The following is a 19,388-nucleotide window of genomic DNA, read 5'->3' as shown; positions in this document are numbered from 1 at the left end:
CCGCTGTTCGTGTTTTGTCCGCGGGCGACCTGGCCGGACGTCAGGCGCTCTGGTCGCTCGAGCAGCCAATTCGCATGACGTCCCGGGGTTCCTCACTCCTCCGGATCGACCACCGCCGAGCCCGTGGAGCGGATGGTCGGGTTCTCCGGGCCGCCGGGAAGGCTGAGCGGCAAGTCGATCGGGGCTTCGAGCTCGACGACGATCCGGTCGTCCTGGACCCGCACCACCGCGCGGATACCGGGGTGGTCGGCCGCCGCGCCGACGTCGCGCAGGTAGGCCCGCACCGCTTGCTCGGCTTCCCGGCGCGCGATGGTCAGGTCGCCGGCGGCCAGCCCGTCGTCGTACGCATCGGAGCCCTGGGCGCCCTGGTCAGCGCCCTGGAGTGCGGCGCCGTCCGCGAGCGCATCGAGGCGCTGACGCGCGAGGTAGGCGGCGCTGGCATCGACCACGACGGCCACGAGCAACAGGATGATCGCGGTGAAGGCGAGGATCAGCGGGGTCGAACTCCCACGCTGGTCACGGGTGCGGGTCAACGGCTCTGCTCCTGGATCTCCTGGTACTGCCCGATCGGCACGGTGTGGTCCGCGCTCAGCCGGAAGGTCGGGGTACCGCTGCCGAGGACATCGGGCAGCAGCGGCAGGGTCACCGCCGACTCGATCCGCACGGTGATCACCGAGGTGCCGCTGTGGCAGTTCTTGGGGTACGGCCTGCACGTCACCGAGACGCTGACGGGGACGTCGTTCAGCCCTTGGTCGGCCAGCGCCTGGCGCGCGACCGCCACCGCACGCTTCTCGCCGACCACGTCGTTGGGCGCCAGCGCATAGGCACGGGCAGCGGCCCGGGCCGCGCCGCTCACGCCGAACGATCCCCGCTGGACCTCGAACACCGACAGCACGATCCACAGCAGCGGGAGCAGCAGGATGATGCTCATCCACACCATCTCGACCAGTCCACTCCCCCGCTGGTCGAGCCGCAGGCCGGCCCAGCGCCGCCTCATCGCTGACCTCACCGCGGGCTCTCCTCGACCGCCCGGCCGGACACCGAGAACTCCACGGCCGGCCCGCCGAGCCCGAGAGCCGGAACCTCCGCATGGACCGTGATCTCGACACCGGGCGCACCGTCGACCATGACCCGGCGCACCTCGACGTCCCGGGCGAACGAACCGGCCAGCGCATCATCGATCTGGGCGCGGGTGAGCTCGACGCCGTCGCCGGGACCACGGTCGGCGGTGGCCGCCAGCCGGGCACCTTCCGACGCCGCGGCAGCGAGCGTCGCGCGCACGTGCAGCACGAGGGCGACCTGGATCAGCCCGACCACGATCGGCAACAGGACCACCGTGACGAGAGTGAAGTCGACCAGCGCCGAACCTCGCTGGTCCCGACGCCGCTGCGGGCCGCTCACTTCACGGAGTTGAGCGCTGACTGGAGGATGCCCACCAACTGCGGCTGGGCCAGGCTCCACAGTGCGACGCCGATCGAGATCGTCATCACCGTGACGAGGACCCAGCCGGGTACGTCACCGCGTTCGTCGCGCTGATGCCAGCGGCGTCGCAGGAGGTTGAGGATTGGGGAGGTGCGCACGGTGGTTCCTTCCGAGAGTGCAGCGTGGATCAGCGCGAATCAGTACGTCAGGGAGAGGCCGATGAAGCCGGGCCAGAACGCGAACAGGACGGTCACCGGCAGGACCAGGAAGACGACCGGGACCATCATGAAGATCTCCTTGCGGGACGCCTGCTCGATGAGCGCACGGCGACCGGCCTCGCGAACGTCGGCCGCTTGCGCATGGAGTACGTCGGCCAGCGGGGTGCCGCGCTCGACGGCCACCGCGATGCCGTGCGCGAATCGCGCCACGACGCTCACACCGGTCGTGCCGGCCAGTCGGTCGAAGGCATCCGCGACCGGCTCGCCGGTACGGATGTGGGCCAGCACCTCGCCGAGTTCTCTCGAGAGCTCACCACCGCTTCGTCGTACGACGCGAGCCAGCGCAGCGACCGGGCCTTCACCGGCTGCCACTGCCAGGGCGAGGAGTTCGGCAATCGTGGGGAACTCGGCGACCATCGCGACTTCCCGTTGCTTGACCTGGGTGCTCAACCGGTTGTCGCGCAGGAGCACCCCGATGACGAACGCGCCGACGCACAACAGCAACAGGGGCAGCGGATTCGTGGGACGGGTCCAGGTGCGCAGGACGCCGTAGACCGCGGCGATGCCGAAGCCGGCCAGCCCCCACAGCACCTGCTGGACCCGGAAATCGTGCACGCTGATCTCGAGACCGGCCCGCGACAGGCGACGTCGCACGGACGGCGTGCCGCCGACGACGCGCTCGATGCCCTCGGCGGCCCGGCGCAGGAGCGGTCCGAAGACCGCGGCCACGGCGTTGCTCGGCTCGAGAGGAGCGACCGGTCGATCGGCCGACGCCAGATCCCGCACGTACGGCAGCACCCGGCTCTCCAGACGGGGTCGGCGCATGGCGATGACCCGGGTAGCTACGAGGGCAAGTCCGGTCGTCGTACCGAGGCCGAGGAGACTGCCCCACACCGTTGGATTCATTGGAGAATCCGCCTCTCGGTGGGGAGCCGCCCCATCCGCATCATCAGCCGGTACGCGACCACGCAGAGGCAGGCGCCCACGGCGAGGACGACCGCGCCGGCTGCTGACTGGTAGCGCTCGATCACGGTGCGCTGGGTCGACATCACCAGCAGGACGACCCACGGCGCCGCGACAGCGACGCGGGCGCCGTTGATGGCCCAGGCCTGTCGGGCCTCGAGTTCGGACCGGGTGCGGAGGTCGTCGCGAAGGAAGCCGGACAGGCTGCGCAGCAGGCGCCCGAGTTCACCGCCGCCGACCTCGCGGGCGATCCGCAGGCCCTCGACGACGCGATCACCGACCGGGTCCGCCAGCCGCTCCTTGAGCCGATCGAGGCAGTCACCGAACCGGCCGGACACCTGGTAGTCCAGGGCAAAGGCATGGAAGGCCGCCCGCAACGGCTCGGGCCCGCGGACAGCGAGAGCCGCCACGGCATCGGGCAACGACATGCCCGCACGTACGGCGGAGGCCAGGTCGTCCACGGCCTCGGGCCAGACTTCGGCGAACTCACGCTGCCGTCGTCGAGCGCGCCCCGCGACGATCGCCATCGGCAGGTAGCCCGCGAGCGCACCGAAGACCACCGCGATCGGAGCCGTCCGGGTGATTCCGAGGACGACGACGGCTCCCACGACGGCAGACCCCACGCAGAGCGCGATCAGCGAGCGCGGTGCCACCTCCCGCAGACCGGCCTCGGCGAGCCGTTGCTCGATCCGGCTCGACCCGCTCGCCGCTACCGGACGGACCTCACGGGGTCGGAAGGCAGCCCAGACCAACAGACAGCCGAGCCCGAAGGCGAAGCCGACCAGTGCACCCACCGCAGGTCACCCCGCCCCGTGGAGCAGCCGGGCGACGTCGATGCCGACCCGCTCGAACTGGTCGAGCCGTGGTGGCAGGCCGATCCCGCGCCGCAACTGGCCGTCGCGCCACTCGAAGACCGACTCGGTCTCGATGACGTCGCCCTCCATCCGCCCCGGGACCGCGACGATCTCCCGCACCTGACGGGCGCCGCGCGGGTCGAGCGCGAGGTGGACGACGAGGTCGATGGACGCCGCCACCGTGGGTACGACGAAGCGCGCCGAGATGTTCTCGCCTGCCAGCAACGGCAGGGTGCAGGCCTTGGTCAACGCTTCCCGCGCGCTGTTGGCGTGCAGGGTGCACATCCCGGGCAGCCCGGCGTTGAGCGCGAGCAACAGGTCAAGGCACTCCTCGGCCCGCACCTCGCCCACGATCAACCGGCTCGGCCGCATTCGGAGGGACTCCTTGACGAGCTCACGCAGCCGGATCTCGCCGGTCCCCTCGAGGCCTTCCTGCCGGGTCTGCATCGCGACCCAGTCGGGGTGCGGGAAGCGGATCTCGAAGACCTCCTCGGCCGAGATCACCCGCTCCCCGCCGGGGATTGCGGCAGCCAGGCAGTTGAGCATCGTGGTCTTGCCGGCCTGGGTTCCGCCCACCACGAGAATGTTCAGGCCCGCCCGCACGGATGCCTCGAGGAACTGGGCCGAGGCGGGCGTGAGCGTGCCGAGTTCGACGAGGTCCGCCAGACGGCTGGCCCGCACCACGAACTTGCGGATGTTGACCGCGGAGAAGCCCCGCGAGATGCCCTGGAGCACGACGTGGAGCCGGTGGCCGGCAGGGAGCATCGCATCCACGAACGGCGGGTTACGGGAAGATCAATCGCTTTCCGGATCAATTTCCGAGAACTCCATATCGCGCCTGACCTGCGAGAACGCGGGAAAGGTAGCACCGGCCCTCGCTGTTGTTCAGCGGGGGTCGTGCTGTTATCGGGGAATGAAATGTCATGACTGCGGCGAGGACATCGCCTTCATCGTTTACAGCAACAGCGTGCCCGTCTGCCGATTTTGCGTGCTGCGCTATCTGGGCTTCTGGGCGTTCCCCGACTCCCTGCCCCTTTGACCTGGAAGCATTCCAAAGCATTTTAGAAACCGCGCTGCACGCGTGTGGGGAACCGCAAACGCCCGTGCAGCGCGGTTCTTTCATTTCTCGTGCAGTAACGTAGTTCCTGTTCGGAGCGCCCCGGCTCTCCGGCGAAATGACGCAAGTGACTTGGTCACAAATCCCATTTCGCCAGAGAAAGATCCCATGAACACCGAACACGAAATCCTGACCGTCGCTGAGGCGGCGGACTACCTCCGGGTGAATCCCCGCACGGTCCTCACGCTGATCAGCACCGGCAAGATCCCGGCCTTGAAGGTCGGACGCCAGTACCGGATTCGCCTGAGCGACCTCCAGGCGGCGCTCTCATGACCGAGAAGATCACCGACGTACGAATCCGCGACGGCCACCCTTCCGTGCCCGTGAAGAAGGCTCCGGACAAGATCGCCAAGCGTCTCCAGAACAAGCACTCGGACAAGATCCTGTTCCGCATTACCCCCGAACGCGGGTGGTGGGAACTCGACGATCTGGCACGAGCTGTTCTCGACGGCGATTACCTGTCGTATCACGACTGGTGGCTGATCTCGAACGAGAACGCCGAGCGCCTTGTTGCCGCTTTCGATGCGGTGCAGAAGACCCATCGCATCGAGTTCATGCGCATCGCCGAAAAGGAGAACCCCTCAGGTGGAGAGGCCTGAGGGGTTTCACCAGCATGACAGATCACGACAAACACTAATGAGTAACAGCGATAACTATATCGCAGAAAGTTTCGACCAAATGAACGAGAACGTGCCCACCGATCCACCAATCGACCTTGGTGTCATCAACTGGGACAACATTCAGGCAATCCCGCTGCGGGAAGAACTAGAGCGCCTTCCGGTCGAGGTATTCGGTCCCCTCGGTCCGTGGCTGGACGAGGTCTCGTCATCGCTGCAATCACCGGCGGAACTGACCGCGCTGCCTCTGCTGTCGGCCATCGGCACAGTGGTGGGGAAGCGGGTCCGCATCTCGCTCGGAATGGGCTACTGGACCGAACCCCTCAACCTCTACACCTGCGTCGTGGCGGAACCCGGAGAGCGCAAGTCGCCAGCGATGGGTCCGGTGGCCAAGGGCATCAAGAGCCTGGAGGCATCACGGCAAGAAGGTTCACGTGAGGACATTCGTGCCGCGCGGATCAATCTGGAGATCCTCCGATCAAAGCTGAAAGGCGCAAAGGGGCGTCTCGAACGCGCCGTCACGGCGGACAAGCAGGCGGACGCAACCAGCGAGGTTGTCGATCTGATGAACCGGATCGCGGACTTGGAGCAGATCACCACTCCGCGCCTGCTCGTCGATGACGTAACGCCTGAGGCATTGGGTCAGGTCATGGCGCAGAACAAGGGCATGATCTCGATCCTGTCGTCGGAGGGTGGCCTCTTCGACACGTTGATGGGGCGCTACTCCCGTGGCGTGCCGAACCTCGACCTCGTGCTGAAAGCGTGGGACGGCGAGCGCGTCACGATTGACCGCGTGGGTCGTGAACTCCCACTCGTCATCGATAGCCCGTGGTTGTCCATGGCGCTCTCCGTGCAGCCGGAGGTGCTGCGTGCTCTCGGTGAATCGCCTGAGGCGAAGGGACGTGGCCTGACAGGTCGCTTCATCATGGCGATGCCGCGTTCCGAGGTCGGGTACCGGGCGTTCTCAACGCTGAGCCCTGACACTGCGGGGCAGTTCGCAGGTCTCGTCCACACCCTCGACCAACGGCTTGCACCCATCGGGGAATCCACGGCGACGGTCCCCATGACGCCTGGGGCAAGCGAGATGTTCGAACACGCCTCAGTGGACTGGGAGATCCGTCGCAGGAAGGGCGGAGACCTGTCCAGCATCCCCGAGTGGGCGAACAAGATCGAATCCCACGTGGTCAGGGTGGCGGGCGTCTTACACATGATCCGCGTCGGCATGTACGCCTCCAACGAGTTCACGCCGGATGAGCAGGACATGGCGAACGCCATTCGCTTCATCGAGTGGGTGATCCCTCACGTCGAGCGCTGCCACATCTTGATGGGCGCGAACCGCGTTCAGTCCGGCATGGAGGCGCTGCACGTCTACCTACGTGACGAGGGCATCACGGAGTTCACGGTGCGCGACCTTCACCAGAAGCTGCGCAAGCGGAAGTTGTTCGCCAAGGCGGAGGACGTTCGGAAGGCCGCTGAAGCCCTGAAGGAACGCGGCTGGCTAGTACTAAGCGGAATCTATGGCGGCGAGAGTAGTGCGTTCGTAGTAAATCCGCTTTTGGCCGCCTCTAGATAGAAAGTTGAGTCCATTGAGTCCACATCCCCTATATAGGGATTTTCTAAAGAAGTTTTGGCTCTTGAATTTACATCTATAGAGATCGTGGACTCAACGGACTCAACTTTGCAACACAAACAAACAACCAAGGAGAACAGCAGCAAATGGCACGACAAATCATTACAGCCCCAACAGGGCTTGTAGCACCATATGAAATCACCGACGAGAAGACAGGACGCGCGCATGTGTCCTGTCACCCAGTGCTCGCCATTTCGATTGACGTTGATGAGGACGGATCATGGTGGCATGCAAGCGCAATTATCGAAGGTGAGTTCGATGATTCTTCTGACATCGGCGCGATTCACCCAAAGCGAGAAGACTGCACTACCCACGGAAACTCTGATTGCCCACCATCCGACGACCATCGTGAATTTCTCGCATGGCGCAAGGCATACCACGCACGGAAGTTGGCAGCCAAGTGAAGATTCACGAATTAATCAGCGCTACAGGCGACTACAAGATCGAAGCGTTGGAACGGTTCGATGCGTGCGCGGATGAAGTGGTCCAGGGCATGTGGGAGTTCGACTGCTACGCCTTCAGCGAAGGTGAATGGATGTTGACAGACCGCAACCACTGGCGTGACCTCAGCAGGATCGATGCCTTGGAGAACTTCGCCAAGTATCTCGACTACCTCGATTCGGATGAGGACGACGAATGAAGGTCTGGCTCGTCGTCTGCGAAGTGTGCGGGAAGGAATTCCCCGCAGAGGGCATCGAGGACCTGAAGCACGCGAAGGAAACAGGCCATAAGGGTCAAAGATGAAAGAACGAAAGGGAGTCAATGCAACCAAAGAATGAGAAGAACAAGCTAATGCTGACCGTCACCATGAAGGACGGCCGCCAGTTGGAGTTCGACGTCAAGGGCATCACAGGCGAGCGAACCGCCGAGGGACACCTCAAGGTGACGGCGACTGACGCTGGCAGTAAGACCGTTCGCGTTGACGGTGAGTCGTTGCCATGGGACGAGTTAGTGGCCGGTAAGCAAACCACCGTTGCCACGGCGGCACATGAGCTCGCCGAGGCCTACCGCAAGTTCCAGCAACTTGAGGCGCTGCGTAACCGTGCCGACGACGACCTGCAGATGATCGGTTCGAAGTTGGACGAAGCCAGCGGGGAAGTACGGCGCGCCGAGAAGGCGCTTCGTCAGGCAGCACTGGATGCGGACAGTGATTGAGGCAGTGGTGTTCGCTGGTCTCAGCATCGGCGCATGGGCAGTGGGGTTCGACCTGCACGTATGGATCAGAGAGGCATTGGACAAGTGAGTGGCATGACTGAGGACGACGAGTCCATCTGCATGGACTGCGGAGTCAACACCGCACCGCTCGACGGCGACAACTGGGAGTACTACATGGTCCACGACGACCTGTGGCTCTCAGCCGTACCGGGCGACGAGGGCCAGCTCTGCATTGGCTGTATCGAAAGGCGCATCGGCCGGAGGTTGGTACCGGCCGACTTCACCGATGCACCAGTGAACGACCCTCACGATCCATGGGACTCGGAACGCATGCGGTCGCGCAAATGCGACCACTGCCCCGATCCGAACGGCGAAGGGTGAACGCCCCTGGCATTCGAATGACGTACGACAACGAAGTAGCCGCGCTGCTGCGCGATGGGTGGCAGCACGGGGAGCGCCCGGTAGGACTGCTCGTCGCGGTGGGCGCATGGGTAGGGGCACCAGAAAGGTCGGTTGGAGGCCGGTTCAAGCCGGGGTCGAGGTTGCCTTGGTCTGGTGAGGCGACGGGCTTCAGGATCGAGTTTGAACGCGACGTGCGGAGGTGGCACGCCGAGGCTTGCGATGAGGTGTTCGGGCATCCGGTCCGAGCTGGTGGCATCGCCCAGATGTTGGCCCACCTTGGGACGATCATCGAGAAGGTCGATCCGGCGTTGTGCAACGAAGTGCTGAAGCATTTGAAGAACTACCACCGCCGAGCGTTGGTGCTGCTGCAGGAGGCGCGCCCGCTGTGGCGCTTGCCTCTGTCATGTCCGGACTGTCACGCGGCAGACCGCCTGCACATGGTGATGGCGGAGCGATCAGACGTGGGCATCAAGCGGATCTGGTGCACCGGCTGTGAGGCCGAGTGGACCGTCAGTGACCTGAGGTACCTCGATATGTCGGCGTAACGTTTGACCCCACGGCTACAGCCGTTCGTAGATGTAGAACACCCCCTGACTCTCGCTCTCAGGGGGTGTTCGCATGTCCGGGGGTATCGATGCCAAGCGCAGCGTATGGGTACCAGTGGCAACGCCTCGTTGCTCAGGCCAAGGCGTACTACCCACCGACCTGCCACCTGTGTCACCAGCCCATCGACCTCAGCCTCTCGGGTAGGTCGAAGTGGGGCTGGTCCCTCGACCACCTGAACCCCGTGGCTGAGGCAGGCACCGTGGTACCTGACCTTTCACAGGTACGCCCCGCCCACCTGCGCTGCAACAGCAGCCGTGGTCGACGGAGTGAACACGTTGTGCGGCCTCAGTCACGGCTCTGGTGATCCCCAAACTGCTTCGGGTTTTTTAGGGACGCGTCGGTAGACCCCAGCCTCCGTCAACTTTTCTATCTACAGCAAGCACTCTGGGCGGCCTCATGATCACCGGCGCACCCGGCTCCGTCCTTGCAAAGGTGCAGGAATCCCTCGCGAACCTGCCCGAAACCGAGCGCAACTCCGTCGATGCGCTGCTGATCGAACGCCTCGCTGTGTTGGTCGACACCGACCCCACTGTGGCAGCGATCAAGGAACTCCGGTCCGCGATGCGTGAGGTCGCCGCACCAATCACAACCGAGACGTCCGACGCCCTGGACGAGATCCGCCAGCGGAGGCAGCGCAATGCAGCCACCGCGGATTCGTCACGTCCCGGAGTACTCCAAAAGCGCGGGCGATGACGCCACAGCGCTAGCAGCAGCCGCAGGTCTGCACCTCGACCCGTGGCAGCAGCTCGTACTGCGCGACGCCTTGGGCGAGCGCGAGAACGGCAAGTGGACGTCGCCACAGGTCGGCCTGCTCGTAGCGCGCCAGAACGGCAAGAGCGCCCTTTTAGAGGCGCGCGCGCTGGCAGGTCTGTTTCTCTTCGATGAGGCGCTGATCCTCTACTCAGCGCACCACTTCAAGACCGCCAAGCAGGTATTCCTCCGGCTCAAGAGCATGGTCGAGGGTTCGCCCACGCTGATGTCACGGGTCAAGAAGATCTACACCGGCGCGGGTGGCGAATCGATCGAGCTGAACAACGGCAATCGCCTGATGTTCATTGCGCGATCCCGCGCATCAGGTCGTGGCTTCTCCGTTGACACGCTGTTGCTGGACGAGGCACAGGAACTCACCGACTTGGAGTTGGCCTCCATGCTGCCAACGATGTCGGCTCGTCCGAACTCACAAGTTTGGTACACCGGCACCGTCCCCGGTCCCGAGGACATGAACTGCCAAGTCTGGACGAATGTTCGTGACAAGGGACGTTCCGGCGATGACGCCTACCTCGCGTGGTTGGAATGGTCTGCCGGTGAGGACATCGGTGACCTGAGCGATCGTGCCCGATGGGCAGAGGCGAACCCCGCTCTGGGACTTCGTGTCACGAACGAGTTCATCGAGTCGAACGAATACGGCGTACTGCCTGACGACTCGTTCGCACGTGAACGGCTGAGCATCTGGCCGTCTGGATCGAACGCCGGAATCTTCGGATCGGCGTGGGACGAGTGCCTACAGGCAGATTCCACGATCACCGGTCCTGTCTCGCTCGGCGTGGCCGTCTCCCTTCACCGTGAGTACGGCGCGATCTGCGCCGCCGGCCGAAACGCTGAGGGGCGAATCCACCTCGAGGTCGTCGAGTACCGGCGCGGTATGTCGTGGCTCGCTGATCGAGTCGCCGAACTCTCGCGCACACACAACGCCTCCGTCGTGATCGACGGTCGAGGACCCGCGTCCTCGCTGATCGCAACGCTGGACTCGATGGGCGTGCGCGTCACGACCGCTGCGACAAGCGACGCGGTCACCGCCGCAGCCAACATCTACGACCTCGTTCAGAACGAGGGCATCGCCCACCTTGGGCACCTCGACCTTGACGCCGCCGTTCTCGGTGCGCGCAAGCGCGATGTCGGTGACCGATGGGCGTTCGGTCGCAAGACCTCCATCGCTGACATCTCTCCCCTAGAAGCCGCGTCCCTCGCGGCCTGGGGCGCAAACACATCTGCGGACTACGACGTCCTGCAATCAATCTGGTGAGGCTTCATGGGCATCTTCTCCTCCTGGCGCGTGCCTGCCCAAGCGCAGGTCGAGGAACGTGCAATCGACGGGGTGCCGTGGAACTACGGCGGCAACTTGAGCGCAGCCGTTACCGAGACCAACGCGCTTCGCTTAGCGCCCGTCATCGGTGCTGTTCGACTCCTGTCGGGTTCGATCTCCACGCTGCCTTTGCAGGCGTACCGCAAGAACGGCGACCAGCGCGTCAAGGTCACTGACCCTGCGCTCATCCGGACCTTCGCGCGCGGCACGCTGGTCGATTGGTTGGAGCGCCTTGTCACGTCGCTTGCTCTACACGGCAACGCGTACGGGTTGGTGACTGGTCGCGACGGCATGGGGTTCGTGACGAACATCGAATGGCTCGACCCCAACAAGGTCAGCGTCGATGAGTCGAACCCTCTTCGCCCCATCTACTACCTAGACGGACGCCTCGTTGCGACCGAGGACATCGTCCACATCGCACACATGATCCTTCCCGGTCGTGTGTGCGGTCTCTCCCCCATCGATCAACTCCGCCGCTACACGCTCAGCACCGGCATCGGTGCCGCCGAGTACGGCAGTGATTGGTTCGCCAACGGCGGTGTTCCACCGGGAACCATGAGGAACGTCGCGAGGACGATCACCCAGGAAGAGTCGAACATCGCTCGCGAGCGGGTCGTCTCTCACATCAAGCGCCATCAGCCAATCGTGATGGGCAACGACTGGGAGTACACCCCCATCGCGATCCCGCCGAATCAGGCGCAGTTCGTTGAGACGCACCGCCTCACTGCAACGCAGATCGCTGTGGCGTTCGGTATCCCACCCGAGATGTTGGGCGGCGACAGCGCTGGGTCGATGACCTACTCCACAGTCGAGATGAACAACCTCCAGTTCCTCGTCCACACGCTGCGCCCGTGGCTGGCACGTATCGAAGAGGCGCTGTCGGCGTTGCTGCCGAACGCGACCTACCTCAAGTTCAACACCGAGGCGTTGCTGCGCACCGACGCCAAAACGCAGTTCGACATCTACAAGCTGCAACTCGACGCAGGGATCTTGTCGATCAACGAAGTCCGCGCGTTGATGGACCTGCCGCCTGTCGAAGGTGGCGACGAGCACGCGCAGACGAAGCCTGCGCCCACGCCGGTTCGCGTCGTTCCCAACGACGACGAAACGCCTGCCCCAGAGGTCTTAGAACCCGCCTCTGACGCGCGCGCCCTACCTGCCGCGTCGATTCCCTCGCAAGACCTCAGGAGTACCTCCTAATGAACGAAGTCGAGCGTCGCTACACGCGACAGATCGTTGAACTTCGTGCGGACTCGGAGTCCCGCCAGATCGGCGGTTACGCCGCAAAGTTCGGTCGCCTGTCGGAGGACCTTGGTGGCTTCCGCGAGCAGATCGATCCGTCCTTCTTCAACAAGTCCAAGGGCGACGGTTGGCCCGGTGTCGTGGCTCGGTATCAGCACGACGACAACTACCTGCTCGGCACATCCGGTGCAGGGACGTTGCGCCTGAGCGTCGATAGCACCGGCCTTGCGTACGACGTCGATGTTCCTCACGCCCGTGAGGACGTGTTCGAACTCGTCCAACGTGGCGACGTCCGTGCATCGTCGTTCGCCTTCGTCGCATTCGAAGACGACTTTGAGCGCAACAACGAGGGCGTTCTGATCAGGACGCTCTACACAGGCAAGTTGTTCGATGTCGCACCCGTCGTGACACCGGCATACCCCGACGCCACGGTTGGCCTCCGTTCGCTCGCTCGGCAGTTCGATGCCGAGTTCGAAGAGGTCCGCGCACTCGCGAGGGCGAACGAGCTCGACCGTCTCTTCGTCCGCACCGATCGACCCTCCGTTCCTCCAACGGACACCCGCTCTACCAAGAGCATCACCGAACTTCGCCGGGAACTCCTGGCCAAGAACGCGTCTTTCTGACGCACTCCGCACCTGCTGGGGCAGGCCGAGTCCACCCCACCTGATGCGCCTTCATCTGCCGTCTCTCGACGGCTGCGGGCAGGCCGAGTCCACCCGCGCTGACCCAACTCCAAACCGCTACCCACAAAGGGGATTCCTCACATGAGTGAGACAGCAAAGCGGTTGCTGGAACAGCGCGCCAACACCTGGCATCAGGCGATGGAACTGCTCGACCGTGCAGCCGCAGAGAACCGCGATCTAAACGCGGAAGAGAACACGGCGTTTGACGCCATGAACAAGGACGTTGACGCGCTTGATGCTCGTGCAAAGTCCATCCTCGAAGCCGAACAGCGCTCCGCTGATATGGCGGCTTCGTTCGACAAGATCTACGACCGTCCTCGGACAGCAGGCATTTCGACTCCTTCTGAGGACCGCAACGCCGACCGACTTCGGTCATTCGCTCGCGGCGAGGTTCGTGACTTCACGATCACTCCTGAGTACCGCGACATCTTGAAGTCCGGCTCCGGTGCCAACGTCGTTCCGACGGGCTTCTACGGACAGCTCTGGGAGTACGCCGTTGAAGAGGCCGCGATCCTCACACCGGGCTACGTGACGCAACTCAACACCAATGGTGGCGAAGCAATCACGGTTCCGAAGCTCACGGTGCACCCGACCTCCTCGGCAGCAACCGAAGGCTCGCCAATCACAGAGTCTGACCCGACATTCGCCAACGGTTCCCTCACGGTTGCCAAGGCTGGATTCGTAACGCAGATCTCGCGCGAAATGATCGATGACGCAGGCGTTGACCTTCTTGGTTACCTCGCCCGTGCTGCCGGTCGCGAACTCGGTAACACCATCGGCGCCAACGCTGTGTCCGTCCTGCTTGCAGGTACGACCGCAGCCGTCACCGGTCCAACCGGTGTCTCCGGTGCGTTCGGTGTTCAGTCCACAGCAGGTGTCGGTTTCGACAAGCTCATCGACCTGTACCACTCGGTCATCGAGCCGTACCGCCGCCGTTCTGGCTGCGCATGGGTGATGTCCGACCCGACCGCTGCCGCCGTCCGCAAGATCAAGTCCGCAGACGGTGTCTACGTCTGGCAGCCGAGTGTCATCCCTGGCGCTCCGGACACGATCCTCAGCAAGCCAGTCCTCATCGACACGAACGTGCCCGACGTTGCTCTCAACGCCGAGTCCATCGTGTTCGGTGACCTCGGATCGCTCTACGTCCGCATCGCGGGTGGAGTTCGTTTCGAGCGCTCCGACGAGTTCGCCTTCACCAGCGACCTCGTGACCTTCCGTGCCGTGGTTCGCCACGGTGCTCTCCACGTAGACCCGAACGCCACCAAGTCGTTCGTCGGCGCTGCGTCCTGAGTGATCGAGCAGGGACCGCCGCTACAGGCGGTCCCTGCTCCCTCAGACCCCAATCCTTCAACCCTCTGGGGGTTCGTCATGCGTGTTCGCATGAACCAGTCCGTCGTCGGACTCATCGACGGCAACCGTTCGCCTTCCGTTGGCGACGAGATCGAAGTCTCCGACGAGATCGGCGCATCGATGGTGCGCAAGGGACAGGCCGAGCCTGTCGCCGTCATCGAGACACGCACCGAGACCCGTCCGTCAACGCGCCGCTCCAAGGCCGAGAAGCGAGGCTGACATGTCGGCGGTTTCTCTCGCCGACGTCAAGACCTACCTCAACATCACCGTTCCTGACTACGACACCGAACTCCAAGGGTTCGTTGACGCAGCAGAGGCGGTGATCGGTGAAAAGTGCGGGTCTCTCACGTCGGTCTCTCGCACAGACCGTGTCACTGGTGGCTACGACTCGCTCGTCCTTCCAGTTTCGCCGGTTGTCTCACTGACCTCCGTCATCCCGGTCAACGGCAGCGCGCTCACCCTGGGTGATCTGTACCTCAGCGCCTCGGCCGGCGTCGTCACCTACAACTCGGGCAGCGCGTTCTCGTCCGCTGCATATGACGTCACCTTCCAGTACGGCAGGTCATCGCTTCCTAGCGATCTGGCGCTCGCCGTCAAGGAGCTGGTGCGCCACCTGTGGATGACCCAGCGCGGTCCCACCGGATCACCCAGCACAGGTGGTGGCGACACCCCCGCTCCCCCGGCATTCCTCCTTCCATGGCGCGTCCTTGAACTGATCGCGCCCCATCTCCAAGCAGGTATCGCGTGAGTACGTCCGTGATCCCGGCCGTGATCGATGCGCTGGTTGCACAGGCGACCGCCGCACTTCCCGGCGTGAACGTCTTCGACGGCTACGGCGTCGTCAACGACTTCGGTGACTACCTGATGGTCGGAACCGACGACCCCTCGCAAGCCGTGCGTTCTATCGCGGCTCAGGCCTCGCAGACGACCGGTCCGATGGGGACTTCGCGTCCTCGCGACGAGTCCGGCTCCGTCATCTGCGCCGCACTCGCGTGGAACGGCAACGGCAGCGCCAAGGACGCACGTGATGCGGCCTTCGCCGTCGTCGCAGCAGTCGAAGCGCTACTCCGCGCTGACCCGCAACTCGGCCTCACGGGTGGGCCGTACCTCGTCGCCGAAATGGGCGACGGCTTCCAACTCGAACAAACCCAATCCGACCAAGGCGCAGAAGCGCTTGTCGGCTTCTCCGTCCGTTTCCGGGCACGCATCTAAGGAACAACAGAAGTGGCTACTGCACAGGACCACAGCCTCGGATTGGTCGCCGAGGGCACATACAAGACTTTCGTCGCGCCGACACGATTCCTTGAGTTCAAGGACGTCTCGATCGACTGGAACAAGGAAGTCGCACAGGGCGAAGGGCTGCGCGTTGGCTCGCGCGTTGCGCGCGCTGCTCGTCGCGTTGTCCCCGCCGCAAGCGGTGGAGGCGACTTCACCGTTGAGGCAATCAGCAAGGGACTCGGACTCGTCTGGCAAGCATGCCTGGGCACCGGAGCCTCAACGCTGGTCTCCGGTTCGACCTACCAGCAGGTGTTCACCCTTGGTGACACTCCCCCGTCCCTGACGGTGCAAGAGGGTGTTGTCCAGGCCGGTGGAACGGTGGACGCCTACTCCTTCACCGGCTGCATGGTGACGGACTGGGAACTCTCCATCGCTCAGAACGAAATCGCCGAGCTGAAGGTCAGCATCGACGCCGGTGACCTCTCCACTGCGCAGGCGTACGCCACACCGTCCTACCCATCAGGTCCCAACCTGTTCCACTTCGGTAGCGCAACGCTCACCACCGGAACGCTGACTGCGCCCACCACGACCGCGCTTGCTTCATCGATCACCAGCACAGCGAACGTACGTGGCTTCTCCGTCTCGGTGAACAACAACCTCACGCTCGACCGGTTCAACGTCGGTGGCGCTGGCCGTAAGTCGAAGCCAACCGTTGGCCTCCGCGAGATCAGCGGATCGATGGACATCGAGTACGACTCGACCACCTACCGCGACCTCGTGATCAACGACAACACCCTTACCGGTGTCGTCATCACCCTCACCGGTGGCGCGCTCTCGACCGGCGTCGAAACACTCCAGGTCGTCCTCCCAGCAATCAAGCTCGACGGCGAACTTCCCAAGCCTGACGGCACGGATCTTGTTGTCGCATCGGTCTCGTTCACGGGATATGACGACGGCGTCAACCAGCCGATCTGGGTTGTCACCCGCACGGCTGACGCGACTCTGTGATCGGACCTGTCATGCCAAAGATCAAGAACAAGTCCGGTCAGGACCTACTCGTGTTCGGTCGCCTCGTCCTCAACGGACAGGTCATCGAAGTATCCGATGCCCAACTCCCAGGACTGGCGTGCCAGTCGATCTGGGAAGAGGTCAACACCAAGGAGTCCTGATGGACCTCGAGGTGCAAGGCGCTCAACAGCTTGAAGCCGTCGCTAAGCGCCTCAAGGCAGCAGGGCGAGGAGACCTCCGGAAGGAACTCCTGCAACAGGTCAGGGCGGCTGCCAAGCCCACCGTGACCGACATCAAGCGGAACGCCGCGACAGACCTTCCGCAACGTGGAGGTCTCGCGCAGGCGGTCGCCAAGTCCCGCATTGGCACGCGTACCCGCATGTCCGGCAAGCGCGTCGGTGTGCGCATCGAAGCCAAGAACGGCATGGACATCAAGCGCCTCGACCAAGGCCGACTCCGACACCCGGTGTTCGGCAACCGCAAGGCGTGGGTCGAGCAAACAGTCAAACCGGGTTGGTTCTCCGAACCGATCAAGCGCCGACTCCCTGAGGTCAGGGACGGCGTCCTGAAGGCGATGAACGACATCATCAAGAAAGTGGAGGGGTAACCCATGGCGCAAGCCGAAAAGATCGAGATGCGATTCAAGTTCGTCTGGTCACCAGACGGAGTTGAGCCGAAGACGTGGAACGTCAACGCGACTCGTCTGCCGTCGCCCGAGTGCGAGGAAATCGAACGTCGCACTGACTGGGCATTCGCGACTGAGTTCCTCCCGCAACTCGGCAAGGTGTCCCACCGTGCGATTCACGCACTGCTCTACGTGCTGCTTCGCCGCGAGACGCCAGGACTCGACTACGACGCGGTCACGTTCGATCTGGCAGACATCAGCCTCGAAGACGTCGATGACCCAAAAGCAGAAGCCCTCTCGAAGAGCGGCGACTGAAGTACACCGGCGCATTCATGGTCCGCCTCGGCATTCGGCCATGGGAAATCGACCTCCTCACCCATGAGGATTTCGAGCTCTGCTGCTCCGTGATTGACGAACAGGTCAAGCACGAGCGCGAACAAGAACGACAACTCAACAGCGGATAGCAACTCGGAGGTCGGACGTGACTACGTCTATCTCGTTCGACATCTTCGCCCGTGACCACGCGTCTGACACGTTCAGCAAGGTCGGCAAGTCCGCTGACGGGCTGGGCGCGAAGTTCAAGAAGTTCGGTGCGCTCGCGGCAGCCGGAACGGCAATCGCTGGCGCAGCCGTCATCAAGCTTGGTTTCGACTCGCTCAATGCCGCGTCCGACATGAACGAGACGCTGAACAAGTCGAACACAATCTTCGGCAAGAACGCCAAGCAGATCGAGACCTGGGCGAACAGCGCAGCCACATCGATGGGTCTGTCTAAGCAGGCCGCACTTGAAGCTGCTGCCGGGTTCGGTGACATGTTCTCGCAGATCGGCTTCTCCGGAGACCAAGCAGCAGGCATGAGCAAGAAGGTCGTGCAGATGTCTGCCGACCTCGGGTCGTTCAACAACCTCCCGACAGCAGACGTGGCGGACCGTCTGTCTGCTGCGTTCCGTGGTGAGTACGACTCGCTACAGGCACTCATCCCCAACATCAACGCAGCACGCGTCGAGCAGGTTGCCCTTGCCAAGACGGGCAAGGCATCCGCGAAGGAGCTCACGGCGCAGGAGAAGGCCGCAGCGGTTCTGGCCATCGTCAACAAGGACGGTGCCCGTGCGATGGGCGACTTCTCAAAGACCTCGGGTGGATTCGCCAACCAGCAGAAGATCCTCAAGGCGCGCCTCCAAGACATGCAGGCGCAGCTAGGTCAGAAGCTTCTGCCGGTCGCCGTGAAGGTCATGTCCTTCTTCCTCAACACGGCAGTCCCTGCCCTTCAGCAGTTCGGTGCCTACCTCGGCGAGAAGCTGGGTCCGGTCATCGAGCGCGTGCGCGGACTCTTCCAGCGCGACCTCGGCGGAATCAGCTCCGACGCCACCAGCAAGTTCGCACAGATCAAGAGCATCGTGCAGGACTTCGTCACCATCGTGACATCGCTGTGGGACCGGTTCGGCGGAATCCTCACCACCTCGTTAATGAACAACCTCAAGAACATCTGGACCGTCGTCAGCGGTGCACTCACCGTCATCCAAGGCGTCTTCAAGGTCTTCGCGTCGCTCCTCAAGGGCGACTGGAAGGGAGCCTGGGACGGCATCAAGATGATCCTGCGCGGCGCATTCCAAGTCATCCGTGGCTTCATCATGCAGGCGGTCAATCTCTGGACGACCGCGTTCCGATCCGTGTGGGCAGCCGTGCGCGGAATCTTCTCCGGCGCATGGAGCGGACTCAAGTCCCTTGTGTCAAAGGGCGTCAGCAGCGTCGTCGGTCTCGTCAAGGGAATTGGCAGCCGCGTCGCCGGTGCCGCCAAGGGCGCGTTCAACGGTGTCAAGAACGCCTTCAAGGACGCGATCAACTGGATCATCGGCAAGTGGAACGGGCTGAACTTCTCCCTTCCCTCCGTTGACACCCACATCCCCGGTGTCGGCAAGGTCGGTGGCTTCTCCATCGGGACGCCGAACATTCCCGAACTCGCACGAGGCGGAATCGTCTCGCGCCCAACCCTCGCCGTTCTCGGTGAGGCAGGACCCGAGGCCGTCGTCCCGTTGAGCGCAGGTCGCTCGCGTGGTGGCTTCGGTGGCTCCCCCATCTACATCACAGTCAACGGCGCGCTCGATCCAACCGAGACGGCACGTCGAATCGAACAAATGCTGACTCGTCTCAAGAGGACGAATGGCGGCAAGTCCCTGGGGTTCCAGTAATGCCCGG

The 19,388-nt window shown here is 63.5% G+C and carries 28 protein-coding genes; 21 read left to right on the top strand and 7 right to left on the bottom strand.

The genetic code is table 11. The annotated features are described in order from the left end of the window. Positions 1–92 precede the first annotated feature (92 nt). Genes HRC28_RS09400 through HRC28_RS09370 form a run of 7 tightly spaced genes read right to left on the bottom strand, consistent with a single transcriptional unit; the run spans position 93 to position 4,231 of the window. Positions 93–533, bottom strand: a complete 441-nt coding sequence (locus tag HRC28_RS09400) for a pilus assembly protein TadG-related protein (RefSeq protein WP_182379844.1) — start codon at positions 531–533, stop codon at positions 93–95. Further along, positions 530–997 carry a hypothetical protein gene (locus tag HRC28_RS09395; protein WP_182379843.1) on the bottom strand — a complete coding sequence of 156 codons (468 nt, stop codon included), beginning with the start codon at positions 995–997 and terminating at the stop codon, positions 530–532. The genes HRC28_RS09400 and HRC28_RS09395 overlap by 4 nt, the downstream gene beginning before the upstream one ends. Before the next feature lie 8 nt (positions 998–1,005). Beyond that, positions 1,006–1,401, bottom strand: coding sequence for a TadE family protein (locus tag HRC28_RS09390; RefSeq protein WP_182379842.1), 396 nt, complete (start codon positions 1,399–1,401; stop codon positions 1,006–1,008). Then, positions 1,398–1,580 carry a hypothetical protein gene (locus HRC28_RS09385; RefSeq protein WP_182379841.1) on the bottom strand — a complete coding sequence of 61 codons (183 nt, stop codon included), beginning with the start codon at positions 1,578–1,580 and terminating at the stop codon, positions 1,398–1,400. Before HRC28_RS09385 ends, HRC28_RS09390 begins: the two co-directional genes overlap by 4 nt. 39 nt (positions 1,581–1,619) lie before the next feature. Continuing rightward, positions 1,620–2,546, bottom strand: a complete 927-nt coding sequence (locus tag HRC28_RS09380) for a type II secretion system F family protein (protein WP_182379840.1) — start codon at positions 2,544–2,546, stop codon at positions 1,620–1,622. Then, positions 2,543–3,397 (bottom strand): type II secretion system F family protein, encoded by an 855-nt coding sequence (locus HRC28_RS09375; RefSeq protein WP_182379839.1) that lies wholly within the window; start codon positions 3,395–3,397, stop codon positions 2,543–2,545. The genes HRC28_RS09380 and HRC28_RS09375 overlap by 4 nt, the downstream gene beginning before the upstream one ends. 6 nt (positions 3,398–3,403) lie before the next feature. Next, entirely contained in the window at positions 3,404–4,231 is an 828-nt protein-coding gene (locus tag HRC28_RS09370) for an ATPase, T2SS/T4P/T4SS family (protein WP_272902674.1), read from the bottom strand. Between the two features lie 451 nt (positions 4,232–4,682). Between HRC28_RS09370 and HRC28_RS09365 the strand changes: the two genes are divergently transcribed. The 21 genes from HRC28_RS09365 (at position 4,683) to HRC28_RS09265 (ending at position 19,381) form a co-directional block, all read left to right on the top strand. Beyond that, positions 4,683–4,847, top strand: coding sequence for a helix-turn-helix domain-containing protein (locus HRC28_RS09365; RefSeq protein WP_182379838.1), 165 nt, complete (start codon positions 4,683–4,685; stop codon positions 4,845–4,847). Next, positions 4,844–5,173, top strand: coding sequence for a hypothetical protein (locus HRC28_RS09360; protein ID WP_182379837.1), 330 nt, complete (start codon positions 4,844–4,846; stop codon positions 5,171–5,173). Before HRC28_RS09365 ends, HRC28_RS09360 begins: the two co-directional genes overlap by 4 nt. A 79-nt stretch (positions 5,174–5,252) precedes the next feature. After that, positions 5,253–6,764, top strand: coding sequence for a YfjI family protein (locus HRC28_RS09355; protein ID WP_182379836.1), 1,512 nt, complete (start codon positions 5,253–5,255; stop codon positions 6,762–6,764). 143 nt (positions 6,765–6,907) lie between these two features. Next, positions 6,908–7,225, top strand: coding sequence for a hypothetical protein (locus HRC28_RS09350; protein WP_182379835.1), 318 nt, complete (start codon positions 6,908–6,910; stop codon positions 7,223–7,225). Continuing rightward, positions 7,222–7,461: a hypothetical protein gene (locus HRC28_RS09345; protein ID WP_182379834.1), complete on the top strand. Its 240-nt coding sequence runs from the start codon at positions 7,222–7,224 to the stop codon at positions 7,459–7,461. The genes HRC28_RS09350 and HRC28_RS09345 overlap by 4 nt, the downstream gene beginning before the upstream one ends. A 152-nt stretch (positions 7,462–7,613) precedes the next feature. Next, on the top strand, positions 7,614–7,976 hold the full coding sequence (locus HRC28_RS09340; RefSeq protein WP_182379833.1) for a hypothetical protein: 363 nt from the start codon (positions 7,614–7,616) through the stop codon (positions 7,974–7,976). A gap of 93 nt (positions 7,977–8,069) precedes the next feature. After that, positions 8,070–8,357, top strand: a complete 288-nt coding sequence (locus HRC28_RS09335; RefSeq protein WP_202033282.1) for a hypothetical protein — start codon at positions 8,070–8,072, stop codon at positions 8,355–8,357. A 17-nt stretch (positions 8,358–8,374) separates the two neighbouring features. After that, on the top strand, positions 8,375–8,923 hold the full coding sequence (locus HRC28_RS09330) for a hypothetical protein (RefSeq protein ID WP_182379832.1): 549 nt from the start codon (positions 8,375–8,377) through the stop codon (positions 8,921–8,923). Positions 8,924–9,380: 457 nt separating this feature from the next. Next, complete coding sequence (locus tag HRC28_RS09325) at positions 9,381–9,677, top strand: hypothetical protein (protein ID WP_182379831.1); 297 nt, start codon at positions 9,381–9,383, stop codon at positions 9,675–9,677. Continuing rightward, positions 9,622–11,007 carry a terminase large subunit gene (locus HRC28_RS09320; protein WP_182379830.1) on the top strand — a complete coding sequence of 462 codons (1,386 nt, stop codon included), beginning with the start codon at positions 9,622–9,624 and terminating at the stop codon, positions 11,005–11,007. Before HRC28_RS09325 ends, HRC28_RS09320 begins: the two co-directional genes overlap by 56 nt. A gap of 6 nt (positions 11,008–11,013) precedes the next feature. Then, on the top strand, positions 11,014–12,267 hold the full coding sequence (locus HRC28_RS09315) for a phage portal protein (protein WP_182379829.1): 1,254 nt from the start codon (positions 11,014–11,016) through the stop codon (positions 12,265–12,267). Then, entirely contained in the window at positions 12,267–12,932 is a 666-nt protein-coding gene (locus HRC28_RS09310; RefSeq protein WP_182379828.1) for an HK97 family phage prohead protease, read from the top strand. Before HRC28_RS09315 ends, HRC28_RS09310 begins: the two co-directional genes overlap by 1 nt. A 141-nt stretch (positions 12,933–13,073) precedes the next feature. Then, positions 13,074–14,282: a phage major capsid protein gene (locus tag HRC28_RS09305; protein ID WP_182379827.1), complete on the top strand. Its 1,209-nt coding sequence runs from the start codon at positions 13,074–13,076 to the stop codon at positions 14,280–14,282. A gap of 90 nt (positions 14,283–14,372) precedes the next feature. Beyond that, positions 14,373–14,561, top strand: a complete 189-nt coding sequence (locus HRC28_RS09300; protein ID WP_182379826.1) for a hypothetical protein — start codon at positions 14,373–14,375, stop codon at positions 14,559–14,561. Between the two features lies 1 nt (position 14,562). Continuing rightward, positions 14,563–15,090, top strand: a complete 528-nt coding sequence (locus HRC28_RS09295; protein ID WP_182379825.1) for a hypothetical protein — start codon at positions 14,563–14,565, stop codon at positions 15,088–15,090. Beyond that, entirely contained in the window at positions 15,087–15,554 is a 468-nt protein-coding gene (locus HRC28_RS09290; RefSeq protein WP_182379824.1) for a hypothetical protein, read from the top strand. Before HRC28_RS09295 ends, HRC28_RS09290 begins: the two co-directional genes overlap by 4 nt. A gap of 12 nt (positions 15,555–15,566) precedes the next feature. After that, positions 15,567–16,568, top strand: a complete 1,002-nt coding sequence (locus HRC28_RS09285) for a phage tail tube protein (protein WP_182379823.1) — start codon at positions 15,567–15,569, stop codon at positions 16,566–16,568. A gap of 11 nt (positions 16,569–16,579) precedes the next feature. Beyond that, the gene (locus HRC28_RS09280; RefSeq protein WP_182379822.1) at positions 16,580–16,729 is read left to right on the top strand and encodes a hypothetical protein; all 150 of its coding nucleotides are present in this window, start codon (positions 16,580–16,582) and stop codon (positions 16,727–16,729) included. Continuing rightward, a complete protein-coding gene (locus HRC28_RS09275; protein WP_182379821.1) occupies positions 16,729–17,175 on the top strand; it encodes a hypothetical protein in 447 nt (148 codons plus the stop codon). The genes HRC28_RS09280 and HRC28_RS09275 overlap by 1 nt, the downstream gene beginning before the upstream one ends. Positions 17,176–17,178: 3 nt before the next feature. Then, positions 17,179–17,508, top strand: a complete 330-nt coding sequence (locus HRC28_RS09270) for a hypothetical protein (RefSeq protein ID WP_182379820.1) — start codon at positions 17,179–17,181, stop codon at positions 17,506–17,508. A gap of 166 nt (positions 17,509–17,674) precedes the next feature. Further along, positions 17,675–19,381, top strand: a complete 1,707-nt coding sequence (locus HRC28_RS09265) for a hypothetical protein (protein WP_182379819.1) — start codon at positions 17,675–17,677, stop codon at positions 19,379–19,381. Positions 19,382–19,388 lie beyond the last annotated feature (7 nt).

Source organism: Nocardioides sp. WS12 (assembly GCF_014108865.1).
Taxonomy (GTDB): Bacteria; Actinomycetota; Actinomycetes; order Propionibacteriales; family Nocardioidaceae; genus Nocardioides.
This window is presented reverse-complemented; position numbering and strand designations above follow the sequence as displayed.